This is a genomic window from Sphingobacterium wenxiniae (assembly GCF_900116225.1).
GTDB lineage: Bacteria > Bacteroidota > Bacteroidia > Sphingobacteriales > Sphingobacteriaceae > Sphingobacterium > Sphingobacterium wenxiniae.
In genome coordinates this window covers 81,136-104,076 of the sequence record NZ_FOZZ01000007.1, presented here as the reverse complement: position 1 = coordinate 104,076, position 22,941 = coordinate 81,136, and the positions used below count along the sequence as shown (strand labels likewise).

At 41.0% G+C, this 22,941-nt stretch carries 16 protein-coding genes; 8 read left to right on the top strand and 8 right to left on the bottom strand.

The window, feature by feature from the left end; translation table 11 throughout:
* Positions 1-24 precede the first annotated feature (24 nt).
* The 5 genes from BM375_RS10590 to BM375_RS10570 form a co-directional block, all read right to left on the bottom strand.
* A complete protein-coding gene (locus BM375_RS10590; RefSeq protein WP_093365895.1) occupies positions 25-1,020 on the bottom strand; it encodes a beta-ketoacyl-ACP synthase III in 996 nt (331 codons plus the stop codon).
* Positions 1,021-1,025: 5 nt separating this feature from the next.
* A complete protein-coding gene (plsX, locus tag BM375_RS10585; protein WP_093365893.1) occupies positions 1,026-1,964 on the bottom strand; it encodes a phosphate acyltransferase PlsX in 939 nt (312 codons plus the stop codon).
* A gap of 104 nt (positions 1,965-2,068) precedes the next feature.
* Complete coding sequence (gene rpmF, locus BM375_RS10580; protein ID WP_093365892.1) at positions 2,069-2,260, bottom strand: 50S ribosomal protein L32; 192 nt, start codon at positions 2,258-2,260, stop codon at positions 2,069-2,071.
* 14 nt (positions 2,261-2,274) lie between these two features.
* Complete coding sequence (locus tag BM375_RS10575) at positions 2,275-2,823, bottom strand: YceD family protein (protein ID WP_244525878.1); 549 nt, start codon at positions 2,821-2,823, stop codon at positions 2,275-2,277.
* Positions 2,824-2,876: 53 nt separating this feature from the next.
* Positions 2,877-3,590: an epoxyqueuosine reductase QueH gene (locus tag BM375_RS10570; RefSeq protein ID WP_244525877.1), complete on the bottom strand. Its 714-nt coding sequence runs from the start codon at positions 3,588-3,590 to the stop codon at positions 2,877-2,879.
* A gap of 79 nt (positions 3,591-3,669) precedes the next feature.
* On the opposite strand from BM375_RS10570, the gene BM375_RS10565 reads away from it, so the two are divergent.
* The gene (locus BM375_RS10565) at positions 3,670-4,782 is read left to right on the top strand and encodes a hypothetical protein (RefSeq protein ID WP_093365890.1); all 1,113 of its coding nucleotides are present in this window, start codon (positions 3,670-3,672) and stop codon (positions 4,780-4,782) included.
* On the opposite strand, the gene BM375_RS10560 is transcribed toward BM375_RS10565, so the two are convergent.
* Genes BM375_RS10560 through BM375_RS10550 form a run of 3 tightly spaced genes read right to left on the bottom strand, consistent with a single transcriptional unit; the run spans position 4,766 to position 7,801 of the window.
* Entirely contained in the window at positions 4,766-5,614 is an 849-nt protein-coding gene (locus BM375_RS10560; protein ID WP_093365889.1) for a transglutaminase-like domain-containing protein, read from the bottom strand. The two genes, BM375_RS10565 and BM375_RS10560, sit on opposite strands and share 17 nt — an antisense overlap.
* 55 nt (positions 5,615-5,669) lie before the next feature.
* Positions 5,670-6,377 (bottom strand): response regulator transcription factor, encoded by a 708-nt coding sequence (locus tag BM375_RS10555; RefSeq protein ID WP_093365887.1) that lies wholly within the window; start codon positions 6,375-6,377, stop codon positions 5,670-5,672.
* Between the two features lie 8 nt (positions 6,378-6,385).
* On the bottom strand, positions 6,386-7,801 hold the full coding sequence (locus BM375_RS10550) for a sensor histidine kinase (protein WP_093365886.1): 1,416 nt from the start codon (positions 7,799-7,801) through the stop codon (positions 6,386-6,388).
* Positions 7,802-8,100: 299 nt separating this feature from the next.
* On the opposite strand from BM375_RS10550, the gene BM375_RS10545 reads away from it, so the two are divergent.
* From BM375_RS10545 to BM375_RS10515, 7 genes are all read left to right on the top strand, one after another.
* Positions 8,101-11,151 (top strand): SusC/RagA family TonB-linked outer membrane protein, encoded by a 3,051-nt coding sequence (locus BM375_RS10545; RefSeq protein WP_244525876.1) that lies wholly within the window; start codon positions 8,101-8,103, stop codon positions 11,149-11,151.
* 70 nt (positions 11,152-11,221) lie between these two features.
* The gene (locus BM375_RS10540) at positions 11,222-12,862 is read left to right on the top strand and encodes a RagB/SusD family nutrient uptake outer membrane protein (protein ID WP_093365883.1); all 1,641 of its coding nucleotides are present in this window, start codon (positions 11,222-11,224) and stop codon (positions 12,860-12,862) included.
* A gap of 296 nt (positions 12,863-13,158) precedes the next feature.
* Positions 13,159-13,845 carry a basic secretory protein-like protein gene (locus tag BM375_RS10535; RefSeq protein ID WP_093365881.1) on the top strand — a complete coding sequence of 229 codons (687 nt, stop codon included), beginning with the start codon at positions 13,159-13,161 and terminating at the stop codon, positions 13,843-13,845.
* A gap of 20 nt (positions 13,846-13,865) precedes the next feature.
* Complete coding sequence (locus BM375_RS10530) at positions 13,866-16,169, top strand: GH92 family glycosyl hydrolase (protein ID WP_212611671.1); 2,304 nt, start codon at positions 13,866-13,868, stop codon at positions 16,167-16,169.
* Positions 16,170-16,202: 33 nt separating this feature from the next.
* The gene (locus BM375_RS10525; RefSeq protein WP_093365879.1) at positions 16,203-18,272 is read left to right on the top strand and encodes a glycoside hydrolase domain-containing protein; all 2,070 of its coding nucleotides are present in this window, start codon (positions 16,203-16,205) and stop codon (positions 18,270-18,272) included.
* A gap of 56 nt (positions 18,273-18,328) precedes the next feature.
* Positions 18,329-20,593 carry a GH92 family glycosyl hydrolase gene (locus tag BM375_RS10520; RefSeq protein ID WP_170852639.1) on the top strand — a complete coding sequence of 755 codons (2,265 nt, stop codon included), beginning with the start codon at positions 18,329-18,331 and terminating at the stop codon, positions 20,591-20,593.
* A gap of 50 nt (positions 20,594-20,643) precedes the next feature.
* A complete protein-coding gene (locus BM375_RS10515) occupies positions 20,644-22,917 on the top strand; it encodes a GH92 family glycosyl hydrolase (RefSeq protein ID WP_093365876.1) in 2,274 nt (757 codons plus the stop codon).
* The last annotated feature ends 24 nt before the right edge of the window (positions 22,918-22,941 follow it).

Sequence of the window (22,941 nt, the reverse complement as noted above, 5' to 3'; positions counted from 1 at the left end):
TTGATAAAGATAATACAAATATTATTATTTCGTATAGGCCCATTTGAGGTAAATAGAACCCCAAGTAAAACCGCCACCAAATGCAGCTAATATCAGATTATCACCTTTTTTGAGTTTATCTTCCCATTCCCATAAACAAAGTGGAATGGTTGCACTTGTGGTATTTCCATATTTATGGATGTTCACCATGACTTTTTCCTCGGGTAATCCAGCTCTCTCTGCAGTAGCGTCGATGATACGTTTGTTAGCTTGATGCGGTACCAGCCAGTTTACATCCTCCGAGGTTAGATTGTTTCTTTCCATTACCTCTGCTGCTACTTCCGCCATATTGGTTACGGCGAATTTGAACACTGTACGTCCTTCCTGGAATGCATAGTGTAGGCCAGCTTCTACGGTAGCTTGTGACGCAGGGTTTAATGAACCTCCCCCTTTAATATTCAAAAAAGGGCCTCCCGATCCGTCTGTTTTCAATACGGCATCGATTACGCCATTTCCTTCGTCGTTGGGTTCCAACAAAACACAGCCTGCACCGTCACCAAATAGGATACAAGTATTACGATCCTGATAGTTGACTACGGCCGACATTTTATCAGCACCAACAACCAATACTTTTTTATGTTTTCCGGACTCGATAAACTGAGCGCCGGTTGTCAATCCGAACAAGAAACCGGAACAAGCTGCTTGCAAGTCGTAACCCCAAGCATTTTTTGCGCCGATTTTATCAGCCAGGATATTCGCCGTAGCTGGGAACATCATATCCGCTGTACTGGTACAAAAAATAATTAATTCGATTTCCTCAGCAGAGATTCCTCTTTTTTCGAGCAGTCCTTTTACCGCTGGTACAGCCAGATCCGAAGTCGCTTTTCCTGCACCCTTAAGGATTCTTCTTTCTTTGATCCCGGTACGTGTGACAATCCACTCATCGTTGGTATCTACCATCGTTTCCAGTTCCTGATTCGTAAGAACATAATCTGGAACATACCCGTTTACCGCAGTAATAGCAGCATGAATTTTTGACATAATCTTTAATTGAAAGCGCTCCTGATCTTGTCTACAACTTGAGATTCGATCATATTGCGTGAAAGTAAAACCATATTCTTGATAGCTTCAGGGCTTGAAATGCCATGACCAATAATGACCGGTGCATTTACACCTAGAATAGGGCTGCCGCCGTATTGCTCATAGTTGAATCTATCAAAGAAATCGTCCTTCATCCCTTTCTTTAAGGTGACAACGTAGAATGACTCGGCAAGTTTTAGGACAACATTGCCCGTAAAGCCGTCGCAGACATATACGTCTGCCAGATCCGTAAATAAGTCACGGCCTTCTGCATTACCTATAAAATTAATCTTATCGTTCTCTTTGAGTAGGGGATAGGTTGATATTGTTAAGTTGTTTCCTTTTTCTTCTTCCTCGCCAATGTTAAGCAGTCCGACTTTAGGATCTTGTATGCCATATATGTGCTGGGTGTATAGGCTGCCCAGGATGGCAAACTGGTTCAACATTTCGGGTTTACAATCTGCATTTGCACCAACATCGAGCAGAAGCCCGAATCCGCTTTTTAATTTAGGAACGTTCGTCGCAATGGCAGGTCTTAAGACTCCGGGAATAGTTTTTACGCTGAACACGGCTCCGACCAGCATGGCTCCGGTATTTCCGGCAGAAGCAAAAGAGTCTATGTCACCGTTTTTGAGTAGCACAAATCCTTTAGCTATGCTGGAATTTGGCTTTTGGGAAATGGCTTTCGTAGGATGCTCGTGCATACTGATTGCATCAGGAGCGTGGATGAAGTCAAAGTCGTCGGGGTTTGCACCGGCTTGTTTCAAGCGCTCCACGGTATCCTCCTGGTCACCAAAAAGGACAAGACGTTGATCGTCTTTTAATGTTTTTTGAGCGGCAATAGCGCCCAAAATGTTAGATTCGGGAGCATAATCACCCCCTAAAACGTCTAAACCAATCTTCATTCGTTATTATTTATAAATCAATAATACGCAAAAACATCCCAAATTGAAGTATAAAAATTAAATTTTTTATACCTATTTGGGATGTTCGCTTTTGAATGATGTCGTTAGACAGCTGCAGTGTTGTCAATAATTAACTTACCGTTATAGTATACATTGCCATCAACTGTGTAAGCACGGTGTGGAGTGTGAACTGCACCAGTTTCTTTACATACTGTCAATGTAGGTCTTTCAGCCTTATAATGTGTTCTTCTTTTGTCTCTTCTTGTTTTAGAAGTCTTACGTTTTGGATGTGCCATCTCGTATTTGTGTTTTAGTTATTTTTAATATTCTTTAATGCTGCCCAACGCGGGTCAATTTTTTCTTCTGTCGATGCCGATCCGTCCTCTGCTTCAGCTGTATTCAGCCGGGATAGCATCTCGGGGTCACAGCTAATGTTGTTGCCTTGTTCCGAGCATTTGCTATAGTAAGGCACGCGTACGTTGATGAATTCGTAAAGTAGATCAGCAATGTTCAATTCGTAATCTGTTTTGGACAGTACGACCACCTCTTCGGTGTTATTTTCCCAATCTTCTTCGGTGAACTTCACCAAAGTACGTTCCGTGAAGTGCAAAGGGGCGTCAAATTCCGCTAAACAGATATCGCAAGTCAAGCTGATATTGCCTTGAATGCCAAAGTTGACAATCAACATGTTCTCCTGCTTTTGCAGTTCAGCATGTGCTTTCAATGAACCCTTTTTTACTAAGGAATGTTCGTAACAGTCAAAGAACTTATCGTCAATCTCAAATTCAAAATCGTGTTTTCCTGAGGCCAAGCCTGAGAAAGGTATCTTATATTGTTTTAGATGTTTCACAATCTGCATTTGAGCCTGCAAAATTAATTATTATTTTGATAAGAAGGAAACTTTTTGCAAAATTATTGTTCCTCGTCTCCGTAGTAGTTTTTGCCCAACTCTATTTTTTCGCGCCCGTTGGCCATACGCCACTTGTTCGTATCGCGAAGCGAATAGGCGCAGCCACAGTATTCCTGCATGTAAAATTTCTCGCGTTTGCTGATTTCCAGCATACGTGCTGACCCTCCCTTTTTGCGCCAGTTGAACGTCCAGTATTCCATATTGGGGTGACGGGCTGCGGCACGAAGACCACAATCATTGATTTGCTCCATGTTTTTCCAGCGGGAAATACCCAAAGAACTGCAAATTACGTCAAAACCATTTGCAGCTGCATATTCTGCCGTCTTCTCGAAACGCATATCAAAACACATGGTGCAACGGACTCCACGTTCAGGCTCATGTTCCATACCTTTGGCCAGATCGAACCAATGATCTACATCATAGTCGGCATCAATGAAAGGGATATTGTATTTTTCTGCAAAACGGATGTTTTCCTCTTTCCGTAAGTCATACTCTTTGCGTGGATGGATGTTAGGATTGTAGAAGTAGATGGTAAAGTCAATATCTGAAGAAATCAATGCTTCCATCACCTCCCCAGAGCAGGGCGCACAGCAAGAATGCAATAATAGCTTCTTGCCCTCTTTAGGTAGCTCCAGTTTTTCCCGATTAAATTCCTTCTTGTCCATAAATGCATCGAAATAAGGTGCAATTTTACGCAAATCTGTAAAGTTTTGCAAAACTTAACATCCTGTTGTCGCTTTCATTGCTTACAAAGCGTTTAATTTTATACTTTTGTAACAAGTTAAAATGTTAAAGATGTCAAAGTTATCTCCCTTATATAAATTGTTTGCAATATTGTTTTTGTTGGTTGGAATGAGTGCCTGTGAAAGGGATGATGCTGAACCAGACACCGAAGGAGAGAGTTTTTCCAGATTGTATATTTCCATTGAGGAGTTTAACCGTGCAGGAACGACAAGTGAGCAGGTAAGGAATGTGCGTATTGTATATCCTGCAGATGATGATAATTTTGATATAAATTACAGACACATTTCGAATGCGCAAGGGGGAGGGGTAATATACTTTGAGCCTTTTTTGAAAACGTTGTTTCAATCCAGTTCCAATGGAGGTGTTAATCCAGATACGGCGATTCACGCTATGGAGATCGGACAGACAACCGGACTTCCAACAAACAGGAGCTCGTTGGGGAATTATCTATTTGCAGAGGTAACGGGGCTGGGATATAGCAGGACGAATCAATATTTTTTCATTGCTAATCGAGGAGGGCTGGATAAGAATCGGGAAGAGATGCTTCCTACGTTATATATCGTGGAGCGTCCGCAAGCAAAGAATGGGCATACCAAGCCTTTGATAAAACTCATCGCTAAGGATATGGATTTTTATGACATTGCTTACGCAGATAATGATTTGTATCTCTCTAAAAGAGGGACGAATGGTGGGATTTATGTGGTGGAAGATATTGCGAAAGTGCCCTATAACAAAGCGGACTCCATCGGTACGTTAACACCAACACGTACTCTTACTGTAGAAGGTTCGCATAATATCCGTGGTATTTCCTACGATATGATTAAAGATGTATTGGCTTTGACAGACTACCCGAATGAATCAGCTGTGGGACAAGGACGTATCTTGATTTTTGATAATTTCTCTTCTCTATCCAGTCAGGAACGTATTACCCCGACACGTATTATTACAGGAACAAACACGGGATTGCAGATGCCTGTGGATATAGAACTGGACAGACGGGCCTCCGGTGTATATCTGTATGTAGCAGATAGCAGCGCTAAGAAAGTTTTTCGATTTAAGATAAGCGATGATGGAAATGTCGCTCCAGATAAGGAATTAAATACGGTACAGACACCGGTCGGACTGGCGCTTGACGCGAGAGATGACTCTACGCTGGGTCAATAAGATCCAATAGGAGTTGGACCTCCTGTCTTTTTTCCAGGTTATCGATGTGTGTATAGGCGGCTATCAGGTTGCGTAATACACGCTTGATAATAGCGAGATTGTCACAAGGTTTTATAAACTCTTCGCTTGCCGGAAGGTTGAGCTGGCGGAGGAAGGAGACGATATCATCTTCACGCATAATCTGTCCACGGTTAAATACATTGATATAAAAAAGTACCTCCTCCGGATTTTCTTCTTTCATGTAAGCCAAAACAAAATGTTTGGGAAGATTTATCCCATAGATCGGGATGTCCAGTCGCTGGGCTATCAAACTATATAGGCAGGCCAAAGAAATTGGATTGCCTTTCTTTGTTTCCAGTACCTTGTTGATAAATGAATTTTGCGGAGCGTGGTAGTCCGAAGTGTTTCCCGACAAGCCAAATTCACGAAAAAGGATATTGTTCAGTAATTTTACCTTTTCAACAGGACTCATATCGTATATGAGGTGATACCAAACATCCCTGCGCAATTCGGCTATCTTTGCGTAGACCTCTTCTTCGTTTAGGTTTGGATATTGATATCGGTTGACGATTAGAAGGCCTTCCAATAAGTCTCTGCTATTACTCATGACCCAAAGCTGTAAATCGCTTTTAATCTGGTTAAACTGTATTTTATGGATAATTTGCTCTATACGCGTTTGTAAAAAGGCATCAAAAGATTCCTCCCAAGATTGTTCCAAAGATGGAATAACCTCTGGTCCACATGTAATCAATTTATGTTCGATTTCGTGGAAAATGTCCTTGTCTGGATCGTCCAACAAGGAGATAATTGCGTTGTATTCACTGTTGGTCATGTACGAAAGTAGTGAATATTAGGCAAGTAACCAAGAAAGTGTACTGTTTGTTAAACTACTTCGAATCAGATGCCGATAGAATGAATCCGACACCATAGACGTTCTCTATTTTAATAGATTTTGATTTGGACAGTAGCTTACGGAGTCTAGATACAAATACATCAAGGCTCCTCCCCAAGAAGTAATCGTCTTCGCCCCAAACATTGATCAGGATATCTTCCCGTTTTATGATGCTGTTTTTGTTTTTACAGAAATATTCAAATAGTTCTGCCTCGCGGAGTGTGAGCATGGTGCTGGGGCCATTGCCAACGGATAGCGATAACTTGTCCGAATTAAAGACCACATCATCTAGCTTGACAGTTTTTTCATTAGGGGAAGAGTATAGTGGTTTGGTAATCAGTTGCTTGGAAACAATGTTTTTCATGCGTAAGACGAGCTCGTCAATATCGAAAGGTTTTACAATATAGTCGATGGCTCCTAAGAGAAGTCCTTTCATCTTGTCCTGTTTAAGGTTTCTTGCAGTTAGGAATAGAAAGTACACATCCTTGTCATGGTCAACAATACGTTTTGCAAGCGAGAAACCATCCATGTCCGGAAGTTGGATGTCAATAACGACAATGTTAAATGTGTCGTTGAGAAACGCATTATATGCAGACTCTCCTGATAGGCACCAGGTCACTTCAAATTCCATAAGGTCAAGGTATTGTTTAGTAACTCCTCCAAGGTCTTGCTCATCTTCTATATATAAAATCTTAGGCTTCATTTTTCTTTTTATTGTTTTTTGGGGATGGTCAAAATAAAACGGGATCCGACCCGCTCTTCACTACTTACACCCATCGTCCATCCATGATTTTGCACACACTGCTTAACATAATAGAGTCCCAATCCGAGACCATTGGTTTTGGTCTGACTTGAACGATGAAATTTTTTAAATACGTTCGATATGTCTTTATCAGCTATGCCCTCGCCGTTGTCGGATATACTGATTTCTATGTTTTTTCCTTTATCGCGCAATTCGACCACGATAAGCTTTGAATCTTTGAGGTTATGCTTGACCGCATTTTCTAATAGATTGACGATCATAGTTGTAAAAAAGAATGGATTCAATCCTATGTCTATGTTGATATCATCTGTGCTGAAAATGATTGTCGTATTCTTGTCCTTAATATTTAGCTTGTAGTCGGTAACCGTATTTTTAAGTAATTCTCTTAAGTTCACCTCTTCCTTTTGAATGGCATATCCACCCATAGAAGTAATGTCTAATACTTGAGAAAAGAGCTTTTGTAGCCGAATAGACTGACGTTCGATGATACTGGTAATCGAGACGATGACAGGATGGTTGTTGATCTGCGGATTGTTTTGCAGGTTTTTGTTAGCAATTAGAATAGTCGATATAGGTGTATGGAACTCGTGAGTAATGCTATTTACAAAATCAGACTTCATATCAGCTAACATTTTTTGTCTGATCCAATTCTTATAAGTGATAAAGTAGATGACGATGATCGCAGCGATACAAGCTACCCCAAATAAAAATATGGGGGCTACTAATTTGAATACGACCCATTTTCGGTCATTTCTGTCAGCATACAGTATGAAATTAATCTCATGAGAATAGTCTTCAGGTGAACTTACTATAATATTACTGATGAGATTAGTTGCTTTTATAGTTAATAACTCGCCACCAATACGGATACCATCAATCAGGTCAAGCTTATCATTTGGATGTTTGTAGATGTCTATTTTTTTTCCATCAGAAATTGTAACACTTATCCTATTGATTATTAGGGTATATTCCCATTCGCCATCAAGTTGATACAGTTCTTTAATATTATCAAATACAGTGTCCATGGTGTTGTTCTCCTTGAGATCATGAACTAGCTGGCGGTATATGTTATCTATAGTGGGTTGTAGGTGTACACTCTCTTGCTTGTACAATGAGTCTATACTGTGCAGAGTCGCTACATTCAAATGATAGTCGAGGATCTTCTGACCACCGGGATATAGTTTGTCATTCCTTATACTCTTGCTATAGTACTCCTTCATTAAAAGTTTTTCGGTTTTTTGATACTGTTGCTCATTTAATACAAACGTATTATAGGTTAGATGCACGAGTAGACCAATCAGAACAATGAAACTGATTAATACGATAGCTGTATAGAGTGTCTTACCGGAAGCTTGTTTAATCATCTAAATGCTGTTACGATCAATTTATGGCTAAAACTAAGAAAAAATTTAGACTAAGAAACAGGTGTAGCCTTTGTAAAAGCATGTATAATTCCTGGTTAGCATTTTATTAACAATCCTTTTGTTTTTTGTTAACAGTGTTGTTGTGATAATCCTGCTACTTTTAGCTAACCAAAAAGGTGGTAATGATGATTTAAGCACCTGATGTTTTTTTGCTTTATATCTTGTAATTAATCGTGAATAATTAACCTGTTCGAACTTTAATCAATAAAGCGGTTTTTTAACCAAAATAAATATAATATATGAAATATACATTAAGTAACGTTGTTAATCGGCATGCTAGGAATAGTATGCTCTTAGTATTCTTTGCTGTATCAGCCATGGAGTCAAAAGGTTCTGCGATTATGGCTTCTGATATGACAGAATCACGACTGTATAAAGGGTTTGCGGGTACGGTTGACGACCAGCAAACAATTACAGGTAAAGTAAGTGATGGGGCTACGGGCCAAGCTTTAGTAGGAGTTTCTGTTGTGGTGAAGGGTAGTGCGCAAGGAGTTTCTACGGATGAAGATGGACGCTATTCTATACAGGCTCCTTCTGGATCTATTTTAGTTTTTTCATCTATCGGATATATGTCGCGCGAGGTCAGCGTCAGTAATACACAGCAGATTAATGTCTCATTACAAGAAGATATCGGGAGTTTGGAAGAGATCGTTGTTCAGGTAGGTTATGGTAGTATGAAGCAACGGGAGATTACCTCATCTGTAGCCCATGTCGATACATCTCAATTCAGACAGAGCGGTTCTAGAAATGCGCTTGACCTAATCCAGGGTAAGGTTCCAGGCTTGCAGGTGACACGTACTAGCGGCTCCAATCCAAACTCAAGTCCAGCTGTGCAATTGCGGGGTGTTGTAACTGTCACGGGATCAGCAAGTCCTTTGTATGTAATTGATGGGATCCCAGGAGGAAATATGGACCTACTCCAACAAGATGATATTTTGTCTATCGATGTTCTGAAAGATGGCTCTGGAGCTGCCATATATGGATCAAGTGCAAATGCTGGCGTTATTTTGGTGACGACAAAAAAAGGTAAGGCCGGCCCTCCTACGTTTACATATAGTAGTTATCTACGTAAAGAGTATGTGCAGCGGAAGCCAGATGTATTATCTGCAGACGAGTTTCGTGAAAAAATCGCATCAGGCCAACTTTCAGAAAGCCGGGTAGATAGAGGATATAATACTGATTTTTATGATATGCTCGTCAATCATGAAAACTTGTCACATAATCACAATATTGCGATGTCCGGAGGAACCAATAATAGCAACTACAGAGCTAGTGTGAATTATAGAAACTTAGAAGGTATTGGTTTGGAGAATGGACGGCAGGAGTTTGGAGCACGGTTGAATATGAATCAGCGTGGTCTACAGGACCGTTTGAATGTGATGATTAATCTAGCAACGAACTTTAATAATGCAAATTTATTAGGTGGCGGAGGTTGGGAAAGTGAGCTTTTCAAAAATCCAACCTTTTCTAATTTTAATGATGATGGTTCTTATTATTTTGATTTGCAGAGTACGAATGAGTATGCTAGATTGATGCAAGAGACTAGCCGTAGAAAGCAACAGACTACTGCTGCGGATTTTAAAGCTGATCTTGATATAATCCCAGGGCTTAGGGCATCGGTTTTTGGATCGTATCAGAGAAATTCTTGGAATGATAGCCAGTTTAGACCGCAAGGTAGCGAAAACTCTTTGGAGAATTCTGACTACGAAGGTGGGGCATATGCGGCCAAAAGTGATTTTCTTTCCCAATCCTATGCCTTTGAGCCTACTATACAGTACAATACATCGTTTGCCGATCGGCATAGTTTGTCTGTTATAGGTGGATATAGCTATCGTTATTACATCGAAGAAGGAATGAGTGCGTCAAATAGAGGATTCATTAATGATCTTTTTCATGAAGATAATCTAGGGCAGGGAACTGCACTAATAGATGGTAAAGCTGGAATTGGTAGCTTTAAAAATGATAATACGCTCATCGCATTTTTTGCACGTGCGAATTATTCATTTGCTAATAAGTATATGTTGCAGGCGATTGTTCGTAGAGAAGGATCTTCTCGCTTCGGGGAAAATAATAAATGGGGATACTTTCCTGCTGTATCGGCGGCTTGGAATGTTTCTGATGAAGAGTTTATGCAGGATGTCGATTTTGTTAGTTACCTGAAATTACGGGCAGGTTATGGTGAGACTGGTAACTCTGGATTCGGTAACAATGCGTCTCGTGTGACTTTAGGTGGTGGTGGAAGGTACCTTTATCCTGATGAAGCATATCGGGAAACTTATGGCCCCAATAGGAACCCTAACCCGAATTTAAGATGGGAAACGAAAAAGGAATATAATATCGGTTTAGATTTTGCTCTTTTCAACAGCAAATTGAGTGGTAGCTTGGATCTCTTTCAGCGAAAAACTGTAGACTTATTAGATACCTACACCACACCACAGCCTCCATATATTCAGTCGAATATATATACCAATGTGGGTACTATATCTTCAAAAGGTATTGAACTGGGACTGAGTTATAATGCGATTAGTAGACCTAATTTTACATGGTCGGTTGATCTTGTCGGTAGTACAACTAGGAACACATTAGATAGTTACTCCAATGATATTTATACACTTGATTATAAGACTTTTGGAAGTATTGGTGGGGCTGGTGCTCTGGGGGATGCTATTGTTACGTACGAAGGAGGGCCTGTTGGACAGTTTTGGGGTAAACGATTTGCAGGTTTTACTGAGGAAGGTAAATGGTTGTTTTATAATAAAGACGGAGAGGCCGTGCGTAATGACCAAATCAATAATTCAAGGAATCGCGAATTAACTGACCTTGCACCAATAGGTAATGCAGTGCCAAAGTATTATTTGTCCTTAAATAATACGTTTTCTTATAAGAGATTTGATTTGAGAGTTTTTATGCGTGGGAAGTTTGGTTATGATATCCTGAATACCATGGCTTTGACTTATGGTAATAAAGCGTGGCAGGGGAACCTATTGCGGGATGCATTTACAAAGTATAGCGAAATAGATGATACCTACATGTATTCTGATTATTATATTGAAAATGGTAGTCATTGGAAATTGGATGAGGTTACGATTGGGTACACGTTCAAATTACCTACTAACTATGTGCGTAATCTACGGGTTTATTTTACTGGACAGAACTTAGCTACTATCACTGGTTATTCGGGTAATGATCCAGACTTTATTTCGGATACAGGATTAGGCCCAGGCATTGACAGTAGAGGAGCTTATCCAAGCACTCGTTCTTTCTTGATGGGCGTTAATTTCGGTTTTTAAACAATAGTCACAATTACATTTTGCACATACTATATAAATAAAGGATGTGAATTAATCAAAAGATATACAGATGAAATTGAAAATATTTAAAATTGGTTTAATTGGGTTGATTCTTTCTGTCACGAGCTGTACCGACCTTACAGAGAATGCTTATGACCAGATGTTGACGGATAATTTTTACAACAATCGTAATGAGGTGCTATCGGCAGTTCTGAGACCGTACACGCATGCAAATGCGTGGGTCACACCATCTGGGCAAGATGGTTGGTGGAGGCCCGCTGAATTGTCTGCAGATCAATTGGCCTGGCCTACTAAAGGACGACACGGTGAAGATGGAGGAAAATGGAAGCGTTTACATTACCACACTTGGACTGTTGATGAAGGTGGCTTGAATAATGCCTGGAGATTGATGTTCTGGGGGATGGGGCTATGCAACGATCCAATAGAGAACTTGGAGTCTCGTGAAAGTGCGTCTATGGGAATATCTGATAGTGAAAAAGCTGCTTTTATAGCAGAGTTAAAGGTGTTAAGGGCCTTTCATTATCTTAAATTAATGGATCTTTTTGGCAATATACCTGTGGTGACTCAGGTAGGAGTACCAACGCAACCTGAGACAATGCCAAGGGAATATGTTTTTCGTTTTATTGAAACTGAAATCTTAGAGAATGTAGGCGCACTCCCAGCTTTATCTTCAGAAATGATGGGTAGAGTAAGTAAGGCTGCTGCCTACGCTATGTTGGTAGAGCTTTATCTAAACGCAGAGGTTTGGACTGGAGAGGCGCGCTGGGATGATTGTATTGCCGCGGCGGATAAACTAATCAATGGTGAAGGTGGAGGACAAAATGGCGTTATGGCCTTAGATCCTAATATCACAGATCAGTTTGTCAATACAAACCATTTGTCAAAAGAAGTTATCTTCTCGATTGCTTATGATTACACGAGGGCTAATTTTCAGCCTTCCTGGACAGGTGAATTTTTCCATTTTAAACAAAGAGAGATTTATGGCGGTGGTCGTAATGGGAACAACGGTATTGTATTAATCCCTGGTGTTTACAGCACTTATCAAGATGCTGATCTGAGAAAAAAGGAATGGTTATTACAGGGGGCTCAATTTAATTTTGGAACGGGAGAGCCTGTTTTAGGATCTGAAGAATATAACGGAAAACCTTTGGTTTTTGTGGATGAGATTCGACGGATTTCCAATAACGGAACATCTTCTACTATGAGCGATGGAGAAGAGAATAGCGGTATAAGATTCAATAAATACAAATTGGGTAATCAAGTGCAAGGACATGACGGCACACCGATTGATGAGGATTATAATAACACAGATTGGAATATATATCGCTTAACATGGGTGTACTTTGCCAAAGCAGAGGCATTAATTCGTAAGAATAATGGTATAGCTACCGCAGAAGCTGTTGAATTGATAAACACCTGTAAAAAGAGAGCGTTTACAGAGCAGGATTGGTCTAGCCATGCTTATAAAACTTCAAGTTTAACACTAGATGAGTTATTAGCAGAACGTGGAAGAGAGTTTATTTTTGAAGGGTTTAGAAGAAATGATTTGATCCGTTTTGGTAAGTTCCACACGGCTTCTTGGTGGGATCATCAGGGAAGTGATGCGACTAAGACTTTATTTCCTATTCCGCAGCAGCAGAGAGATATGAATCCTAATCTGGTTCAAAATACGGGCTATCCAGGAAGTTAGATTGATGTTTCAGGTTCGAAAAGAGCAGTGTACCTTTACTGGGTGCACGGCTCTTTTTTAACATTGTGAAGTTCTCTTTTTTATTTGTTGATTCAACCCTATTCAATGAAGTGATATTGTTTGTTATCGTATGATTACATATAGAATTGGGCATTTCAAAAAAATTGGATGATGCATTAACAATTCTTTTAAAATCTATTAACAGGAGAATAGTCTGTTTTAGACTATTTTCGGCTACTTATTCTAAGTAACTAAAGAATAGATTCACGTTTTAATTAATAAACTAATTTTACACTATGTATAGACACGCATTAAAAATTTTTGTTATTATTCTGTCAATTGTCGTTTTAGGGAGTCCCTTAAAAAAAGTCTGCGCTCAAGTTGATTCGGATAAAGGATATAAAGTAGAAATAATTGCTGAAAATCCTTATTTTAGTCAAAAGTATTTGGCGCGTCTCGAAGGCGTCTTTTATCAGGTTTATCCCAAGCTAGTCAATGATTTTAATGAAAATTCGCCACGAAAAGTCACGATTACGATAGATACCACATATGATGGAGTCGCATACGCCCATAATGGACGGGTTGTGATAAGTCAAGGTTGGTTGGAAAAGAATCCAGAAGATATCGATGTTGTGACCCATGAAGTGATGCACATTGTGCAGGCGTATCCACCAAGAAGTGGGCCGGGATGGTTGGTAGAGGGAATCGCTGACTATGTTAGGGATAAGTATGGTGTTAATAATACCGGTGCAAATTGGTCTTTGCCAGATCTCAAAGAAGGTCAACACTATACCAATAGTTATCGTATTGCAGCGCGCTTCCTGAAGTGGATCGAGCTGAATAAGCAAAAAGGGATAGTAAAGAAATTGGATGTTGCCCTGCGTAATAAGGAGTACAGCGATGTTATCTGGGTTGATAATACCAAGATGACTTTAGATCAGTTATGGGATGCATACGAGAAAGAAAATATAGTAATAAACTAATATAATATAGAATCGATATGATGAGAGTTTTAATTGTACTTGTTATGCTGGTCTGTGGTTCGTACAGCCATCTTTATGCACAAAAGATCGATCAGATAGATCGTCCAGAAGAATGGGTCAGTACACTGATGGGTACAGATTCGAAAGTGTCTTTCTCAAACGGAAATACTTACCCGGCAATCGCTGTGCCTTGGGGTATGAATTTTTGGAGTCCCCAGACGGGGAAGATGGGGGACGGCTGGATGTATAGCTACGCAGCCGACAAAATTAGGGGATTCAAACAGACCCACCAACCCTCTCCGTGGATGAATGATTATGGTCAGTTCTCTATTATGCCGGGGAGCCATCGTCCAGTAATTGATCAGGATCAACGTGCGAGCTGGTTTTCGCATAAATCAGAGACAGCAAAGCCTTATTACTATAGTGTATATCTCGCCGATGCTGACGTGACGACCGAGATAACACCTACAGAGCGGGCGGCGATTTTTCGTTTTACCTTTTCCGAAAGCGATAGTTCTTTTATTTCAATTGATGCATTTGACCGTGGATCTGAAGTCAAATTTATTCCGGAGGAAAACAAGATTATTGGTTATTCCAGTAGATATAGCCGTGGCAAGTACGAGAATTTCAGAAACTATTTTGTCATCTATTTCGATAAAGATGTCGAGTTTACAAAAATTTGGAAGGACAGTGTTTTTCAGGCAGGTGATGTTCAGGAAGCCAATGCTAATCACACAGGCGCGATCGTAGGATTTAAGACGAAGAGAGGTGACGTGGTTAATATGCGGGTAGCCTCCTCATTCATTAGTTATGACCAAGCGGAGCTTAACTTGAAACGCGAGCTAACGAATAAGGATTTCGACCAGGTTAAGCGTGAAGCCAAGGATCTTTGGCATAAGATCCTCAGCAGAGTGAAGGTTGCGGGAGGAACACACGATCAGATTAAAACCTTCTATTCATGTCTATACCGCACTGTGTTATTTCCGAATAAACTTTATGAGATCAACGAGCAGGATGAAATTATCCACTGGAGCCCATATAATGGCAAGGTGCTTTCTGGACGTATGTTTGCAGGAACAGGCTTTTGGGACACATTCCGGGCCCTTTATCCCTTCTTAAACCTTGTTTATCCCGAGATCAATGTCGAGATGCAGGAGGGATTGGTTAATGCCTATAAAGAAGGTGGATGGTTGCCAGAGTGGAGTAGTCCAGGATATGCCAATATCATGGTCGGAAACAATTCGGCATCTGTAGTTTCTGATGCTTTTATCAAGGGACTTCGTGGATACGATATCGAGACATTATATGAAGCATTGTTGAAAGGTGCTAACAACGAAGGCCCGATGACGGCTGTCGGTCGTGCGGGGGCTCCTTATTATGTTGAGCTTGGATATGTACCCTATGATGTAAAGATTAATGAAAGTGCGGCACGGAGCTTAGAGTATGCGTATGATGATTTCGCTATCTATCAATTGGCTAAAGCCCTAAACAAGCCAAAAGCAGATATCGATCTTTATAGAAAACGTAGTCAGAATTACAAGCATCTTTTTGATCCGCAAACAGGGTTAATGCGAGGTAAGAATAAAGATGGCTCATTCCAGACGCCATTCAACCCTTTCAAATGGGGCGATGCATTTACCGAAGGGAATAGCTGGCATTATACCTGGTCTGTATTTCATGATGTAGAAGGATTGGCGAGGTTAATGGGAGGACATCAATCTTTTGTAAACAAGTTGGATTCAGTCTTTACTCTTCCGCCAATATATGACGAAAGCTATTACAGAGGTGTCATCCACGAAATAAGGGAGATGCAGGTTGCGAACATGGGGCAGTACGCTCACGGCAATCAACCTATCCAGCATATGATCTACCTATATAATTATGCCGGACAGCCTTGGAAAACGCAACATTGGGTAAGAGAAACTATGGATCGTATGTACACACCTTACCCTGATGGTTATTGTGGAGATGAGGATAATGGGCAAACCTCTGCGTGGTATGTGTTTTCGGCGCTAGGTTTCTATCCTGTTTGTCCTGCGACGAATGAATACATCCTTGGAGCCCCATTGTTCGAAAAAGCTGAGGTCAACCTTCCGAATGGAAAAACAATATCTATTCAAGCGAATAACAATGGTAAGGATAATCGTTATGTACAGGAATTGAACCTTAATGGTCGTGCACATAAAAAGAATTTTTTAACGCATGAAACGCTATTGAATGGTGCGACGATTGATTTTAGAATGGGTAGCGAGCCTAATAAGAGTAGAGGTGTCGATCCAGCAGCTTTCCCATATTCACTTACCATAGAAATGGAGAAAGAATAAGTAGTCTTGGGAAGTTTTTTAAAAACTGCAACTATGTATAAATTCTTATTTGTGCTATTTGTAAGCTTTGGATTTTCTCATGTATGTGCCCAAAGTCAAGATCAAGCTAGTTTGGTCAATGTATTCTTGGGTTCCTCAGGAGATCACGGACAGCTATCACCTGCTGCATCCTATCCGTTTTCAGCTTTAAGCATCGGAGCGCAAACCTATCCAACGACGCATACAGGGTATGAATATTTGGCAAAGCGATTTTATGGGTTTACCCATAATCGCTTCGAAGGAGTAGGTTGTCAAGGAAGTGGGGGGCTTTTATTTGTAAAGCCCCTCCGCTCATTGGATGAAGGGGATCTCCATAATCCATTAGAGAAAGTGTATGATACCGGTCGACCGGGAAGTTATCAGGTCAAATTTACGAACGGTCTCCATGCGTCGATGGCTGTGTTGGGAAATGCTGGAATGCACCACTATCAATTTGGCGATGCCGCTCAACAGAGAGGCCTTTACGTAGATCTGTCACACTCATTCAATAGGGCTTTTGTTTCCGAAACTCACAAGGTTGATGGCCAATGGCTTATCGGTACGCTAAGGTCTAAGACTACATGTCATGTGGGAATTTATACGTTTTACTATGCATTATATGTCGATAAGCCCGTGGATTGGGAACAATTGGAAGACGCCAAATTAAAGGCTAAGACAAAGACCAAAGCTTCTGATTTTAACGTTTATATAGGCTTCTCGGCCGTTAGCGAGGAAGATGCTAGACAAAATGTGCGGAGGGAATCTTTTCAAGAAATGGCTGAAACTAGTTTTAGAGATTGGAATCAGTTGTTAGGAAGGGTTGAAGTCAAGGGAGAGAAGGGAAGGGAAGCACTGTTCTATTCCCTGTTGTATCGAGTCTTACAGTCTCCTTATAAGATTTCTTCAGCCTCAGGTTCCTATAGAGCCATAGATGGCGGCTTACAACAAACTGTCATAGATCGTTATAACGGTTGGGCAATATGGGATAATTACAAGACGCAACTTCCCTTTCTGAGTGTTCTATATCCAGAATTGTATCAGCCTATTGTATCTTCGATAGCTAATCTTTACCCATATGGAAAGAAAGATTTTGCGACACAGAATGAACCATCTAACACGGTACGTACAGAGCATGCGATTGTTGTCTTATTAGATGCCTATAGAAAGGGATATGACGTGGATTTCCCCTCGATTATTGACTCCCTGAAAATAGAAGTCGATCGGTTGGAAGATGTTACACCGGATAAGTCTCTCGAGACGGCCTATGACCGTTGGGCGTTAGGGCATATCTATGGTATTATGGGAAATAGCCATAAGCGCAAATACTATTTAGATAAATCTATTGCATATCGTCAGCGTTGGGTTGAAGAGTTTTCAGACCTGTCTAGGTCAGACGTGGATAGAATGTCCGCTCGGAAAATGTATCAAGGCACCATTCGTCAATATAGATGGTCCGTTCCTTTCGACCTAAAGGGGCTCAAGGAATTAATGGGGGGAGATCGCCCGTATCTTGATGGTTTGGATGATTTCTTTGATCATGATTATTTCAATAGGGCAAATGAACCTGATTTACATGTTCCAGCTATGTATCAGGCTAGTCAACAACCTTGGAAAGCTCAATTCTGGATGCACCAAATGGCCTTGGATACGGTCATCAACCATTACTTTAATGATAACAGTAAGGGAATCGGAGCTGAAATAGACCGCATATTTAAAAATCAGCCCAAAGCATTTATACGGACGATGGATGATGATGCCGGCGCTATGTCTGCTTGGTTTGTGTGGGCTAGCTTGGGTCTGTATCCTGCTGCTGTTGGCCACCCAGTTTATTATATCCATTTGCCCATATTTGAACAAACAGCGCTACATATTAACGAGAAAACTGCCTTTTCAATAAAAGTAGAAAATTACGGATCCGATAAACGATATATTGATAAGGTATTTCTGAATGGACGGCCTTTAGATCGAAACTGGTTGACACACGAAGAGATTGTTCTTGGAGGCGAGCTTACAGTTTATGCTTCCTCTATACCCAATGTCGATTTTGGTGTTCAAAACCAATGGCAAAGCCAGCTAGATCAATAAATTGAATTGAAATGATATATAAGAATATTTTCACCTATACTTGTTTGTTTTTTGCTATGCAAACAGTAACGCTCGGTCAATCCCCTGAGAGAAGGCTAGTAGATTATGTTGATCCTATGATAGGGACTGCTAAGATGGGACATACTTACCCGGGTTCTACCGTGCCATTTGGTGCGGTACAGTTGAGTCCGGATACCGATACGATCTCTTACGCAGTGAATGGTAGTTATAATCCAGATGTATACAAATATTGTGCTGGATACAAGTACGATGATCCAACTATCGTGGGGTTTAGTCATACACATTTTAGTGGGACTGGACACGCTGATCTTGGGGACTTCCTAATTATGCCAACCAGTGGTGAGCTGAAATTGAATCCAGGTACGGCGGATGTACCTGGAAGTGGTTACCGATCATTATATAGTCACGACAATGAATTTGCTGCTGCCAATTACTATAAAGTAAAGTTGGATGCTCATGATATTACGGCCGAACTGACAACGAGTAGTCGTGTAGGATTCCATCGTTATACATTTTCCAAGTCGGAACAAAGTCACATCATCTTAGATTTGATGCATGGTATATATAACTACGATGGAAAAACGGTATGGACTGTCGCTCGTGTGTTAAATGACAGTACTGTAGTGGGGTATCGTCAGACCAATGGATGGGCCCGCACGCGTGTGGTACATTTTGCGATGAAATTTTCCAAGCCTTTTAAAAGCTATGGCAGCAAGAATCTTGAGGAAATGCCCGTATATAGAGGCTTTTGGCGAAAATTTGATCAATCGGACAATTTTGCTGATATCGCAGGGAGTAAGATACGTATGCACTTCGACTTCGATGTAGAAGTGGGCGAGCAGGTACAGGTGAAGTTGGCACTTTCTCCCATTAGCATGGACAACGCTTTGGCCAATATGGAAGCTGAAGTACCACATTGGGATTTTGACAAGACAATGCGAGAAGGGCAGGATTTGTGGGAAAGTGAACTCAGACGTATCGAGGTCAAGATGCGAAAACATGAAGACTATGTCAATTTCTATACGTCAATGTACCACGCGGCATTGATGCCAACAGAGTATATGGACGTGAATGGAGAGTATCGGGGGCAGGACTATCAAATACATAAGGCTGAAGGTTTTACGAATTACACCTCTTTGTCTCTTTGGGATACATTTCGTGCGTTTCATCCCTATATGAATATTGTCAACCCATCACGCAATTCTGATATTGTGCAATCTATGATAGCCCATTATGATCAAAGCGTTTTGAATATGTTGCCAATTTGGAGCCATTATGCCAATGAGAATTGGTGTATGAGCGGTTACCATAGCGTTTCGGTAATTGCTGATGCGATTATAAAAGGTGTATACAAAGGTGATGCGCACAAAGCTTTGGATGCCTGTGTCACTACGGCAAACTTCCGACGTTATGAAGGAATAGGGGAATACATTGATTTAGGCTTTATTCCAGATGAAAAAAATGGAACTTCAGTATCCAATACTTTGGAATATGCCTATGATGACTGGTGCATAGCTCAACTAGCAAAATATCTGGGCCGCCAAGATGTATTTGAGACTTTTATAAAACGATCTGAAAACTGGCGTAACCTGTACGATGCTTCGATTGGATTTATGCGTCCAAAACGCGCCGATGGGACGTTTAGAAAGGAATTTGATGTATTGGAGACACATGGGCAGGGGTTCATCGAAGGTAATACTTGGAACTATAGTCTGTATGTGCCACACAACCCTGAGGGAATGATGGAACTTATGGGAGGAAAAGAGCGTCTTTCCAATTATTTAGACTCTCTGTTTACGATGCACTTGCCGGATAAGTACTTTGAAAATACCGAGGATATTACCAGAGAAGGAATCATTGGTAATTATGTACATGGAAATGAACCAGCCCATCATGTTGTATACCTATACCAAATTGCTGGCGAAGGCTGGAAGACCCAACAATGGGTGCGGAAAATTTTAAAAGACCAATATCACAATGGCGCGGATGGACTTGGAGGAAATGATGACTGTGGACAGATGAGTGCTTGGTACCTTTTCAGTAGCTTGGGTTTCTATCCCGTTTCTCCTGGATCGGAAGAGTACTGGTTGGGGGCACCATTGGTGGAATCTGCTGCTATCAATCTGGAAAATGGCCAAGTATTTAAGATAGAGGCTGTCAATCAAAGCGATAAGAATATGTATGTGCAAGAGGTATTACTTAATGGCAAGTCTCTTAGCGGATATACTTTAAAGCATAGTGATATTATCAATGGTGGCCACCTTCAATTTAGAATGGGAGCCAAACCTAAAAAAGATTAGTAGACGGAAAAGTAACGAAGGTATTATAGTTTAGTTAAGGAAAAAGAGCTATGTTTTTAAGAATAGGATATATATGCATATTATTAGTGTTGTTGAATGGGTGCTCAACACGAAGAGCATCCGTGGGAACTGCTGATCTGGAACCAGTCGATTATGTGAATGTGCATATGGGAAATATTAGTCATCTGCTGGTGCCGACTTATCCGACTATCCATCTTCCAAACAGTATGCTGCGTGTATATCCAGAGCGTTATGATTACACATCGGATCAGATTAATGGACTTCCATTGATCGTGACGAGCCATCGTGGCAGCTCAGCTTTCAATCTTAGCCCGATACAGGTCGCAAATGGAACAAACTTAAAGAAAATATATCCGTTTTCTTACGATAACGAAGTTGTTAAACCCTATTACTATGAGGTAGACTTGGATGAATCAGCAACCCATATTCGGTATGCACCATCGCACCAGTCGGCCATTTATCATGTTCAATTTGCCAAATCGGCCCCTTCTTATTTAATTTTCAATACCAGAAATGGACATTTGCGGGTCGAAGGAAATAAGGTATATGCCTCTCAAAACTTAGGCAATAATACGACCGTCTACCTCTTCGCGGAGACAGATGTCCTGCCAATCCGTAGCGGTTTGTTGACTTCAGAAGGAGCCATTGATGAGGCGTTAACCGAAGGTGAAGGTAAAAATGTCGCATCAGCATTGGAATTTGGAGGAGACGTACAGAGTGTACACATTCGCTATGGCATATCTTTTATCGATCAAGAGCAAGCCGAACGTAATCTTCGTAGGGAAATCAAGACTTTTGACCTCCAAACAGTTGCTGATTATGGTCGCTCGAAGTGGAATGAGGCACTAAGAAAAATAGAGGTACAAGGGGCTAACAAGGATGATAAGGTGGTTTTTTACACTTCCCTATACCGTTGTTTCGAACGCGCCATTAACTTAACTGAAGATGGTCGTTACTTTAGTGCTTTCGACGGCAAAGTTCACGAGGATGAGCAAGACTTCTATACCGATGACTGGATCTGGGATACCTATCGCGCTACACATCCATTGCGTGTGTTGATAGACGAACAGATCGAGTCGGATATTATCAATTCCTTCATACGGATGGCTGAGCAAATGGATAATTTTTGGTTGCCAACTTTTCCCGAAGTTAATGGGGACTCTAGACGTATGAACTCGAATCATGGGGTCGCTACTATAGCAGATGCATACGCAAAAGGATTGCGGTCTTTTGATCTTGAAAAAGCTTATCAAGCATCTCGTAATGCCATTATGGAGAAGACATTGGCACCCTGGTCGGCCGATTCTGCAGGTTGGTTGGACAATTTTTACCGAGAACATGGATATATCCCGGCATTGGCTCCCCAAGAAAAGGAAAGCGTCCCCGAGGTTCATCGATTTGAAAAGAGACAACCTATAGCAGTAACTCTAGGTACTGCTTATGATGAATGGTGCTTGGCTGAGTTGGCTGAGGCGTTGGGAAAGAAGGACGATGAACAATACTTTAGGAAGCAAGCTCTTAATTATCGAAATGTCTATAACCATGAAACCGGTTTTTTTCATCCGAAAGATAAGGAGGGATTTTTTATTGAACCCTTTGATTATCGGTATTCGGGAGGACAGGGCGCTAGAGATTATTATGGAGAGAATAATGCATGGATTTACCGTTGGGATGTGCCGCACAATGTAGCGGACCTTGTCCAATTGATGGGTGGACGTGAATCATTTGCTGGCAACCTCAATCAAACGTTTCGTGAACCACTAGGGAAGGGTAAATACCAATTCTATAGCCAACTTCCGGATCATACAGGGAATGTCGGACAATTTTCTATGGCCAATGAGCCCAGCTTGCACATTCCATATTTGTACAATTACGTTGGTCAACCTTGGATGACGCAGAAGCGTATCCGTACACTACTACACCAATGGTTTCGTAATGATTTGATGGGAGTGCCTGGTGATGAAGACGGAGGTGGAATGTCGGCATTTGTTGTTTTCTCGATGATGGGTTTTTATCCGGTAACTCCAGGTATGCCTATGTATACAATCGGATCGCCTTTTTTTGAAAAAGCCTCCATAACTCTTTCCAACGGAAAAGTATTTACGGTTAGTGCAAAAAATTATTCTAAAGAACATAAGTATATACAGGAAGCCTATCTTAACGGAGAAAAGTGGACAAAAACATGGTTCGCACACGACGACTTGGCAAAAGGTGGTGAGCTAGTTCTAGTCATGGGTAAACATCCTAATACCAAGTGGGGGGCACAGCTCGATGATTCACCACCTTCGTTTAAAATGCCGTAGTAGGCGTTTGTGCGGTTTTCTGCG

Bases quoted from the DNA above. Each gene is read 5' to 3' on its own strand.
- BM375_RS10590 (WP_093365895.1), bottom strand. From the start codon at position 1,020: ATGTCAAAAATTCATGCTGCTATTACTGCGGTAAACGGGTATGTTCCA.
- plsX (WP_093365893.1), bottom strand. From the start codon at position 1,964: ATGAAGATTGGTTTAGACGTTTTAGGGGGTGATTATGCTCCCGAATCT.
- rpmF (WP_093365892.1), bottom strand. From the start codon at position 2,260: ATGGCACATCCAAAACGTAAGACTTCTAAAACAAGAAGAGACAAAAGA.
- BM375_RS10575 (WP_244525878.1), bottom strand. From the start codon at position 2,823: ATGCAGATTGTGAAACATCTAAAACAATATAAGATACCTTTCTCAGGC.
- BM375_RS10565 (WP_093365890.1), top strand. From the start codon at position 3,670: ATGTCAAAGTTATCTCCCTTATATAAATTGTTTGCAATATTGTTTTTG.
- BM375_RS10560 (WP_093365889.1), bottom strand. From the start codon at position 5,614: ATGACCAACAGTGAATACAACGCAATTATCTCCTTGTTGGACGATCCA.
- BM375_RS10555 (WP_093365887.1), bottom strand. From the start codon at position 6,377: ATGAAGCCTAAGATTTTATATATAGAAGATGAGCAAGACCTTGGAGGA.
- BM375_RS10550 (WP_093365886.1), bottom strand. From the start codon at position 7,801: ATGATTAAACAAGCTTCCGGTAAGACACTCTATACAGCTATCGTATTA.
- BM375_RS10545 (WP_244525876.1), top strand. From the start codon at position 8,101: ATGAAATATACATTAAGTAACGTTGTTAATCGGCATGCTAGGAATAGT.
- BM375_RS10540 (WP_093365883.1), top strand. From the start codon at position 11,222: ATGAAATTGAAAATATTTAAAATTGGTTTAATTGGGTTGATTCTTTCT.
- BM375_RS10535 (WP_093365881.1), top strand. From the start codon at position 13,159: ATGTATAGACACGCATTAAAAATTTTTGTTATTATTCTGTCAATTGTC.
- BM375_RS10530 (WP_212611671.1), top strand. From the start codon at position 13,866: ATGAGAGTTTTAATTGTACTTGTTATGCTGGTCTGTGGTTCGTACAGC.
- BM375_RS10525 (WP_093365879.1), top strand. From the start codon at position 16,203: ATGTATAAATTCTTATTTGTGCTATTTGTAAGCTTTGGATTTTCTCAT.
- BM375_RS10520 (WP_170852639.1), top strand. From the start codon at position 18,329: ATGCAAACAGTAACGCTCGGTCAATCCCCTGAGAGAAGGCTAGTAGAT.
- BM375_RS10515 (WP_093365876.1), top strand. From the start codon at position 20,644: ATGTTTTTAAGAATAGGATATATATGCATATTATTAGTGTTGTTGAAT.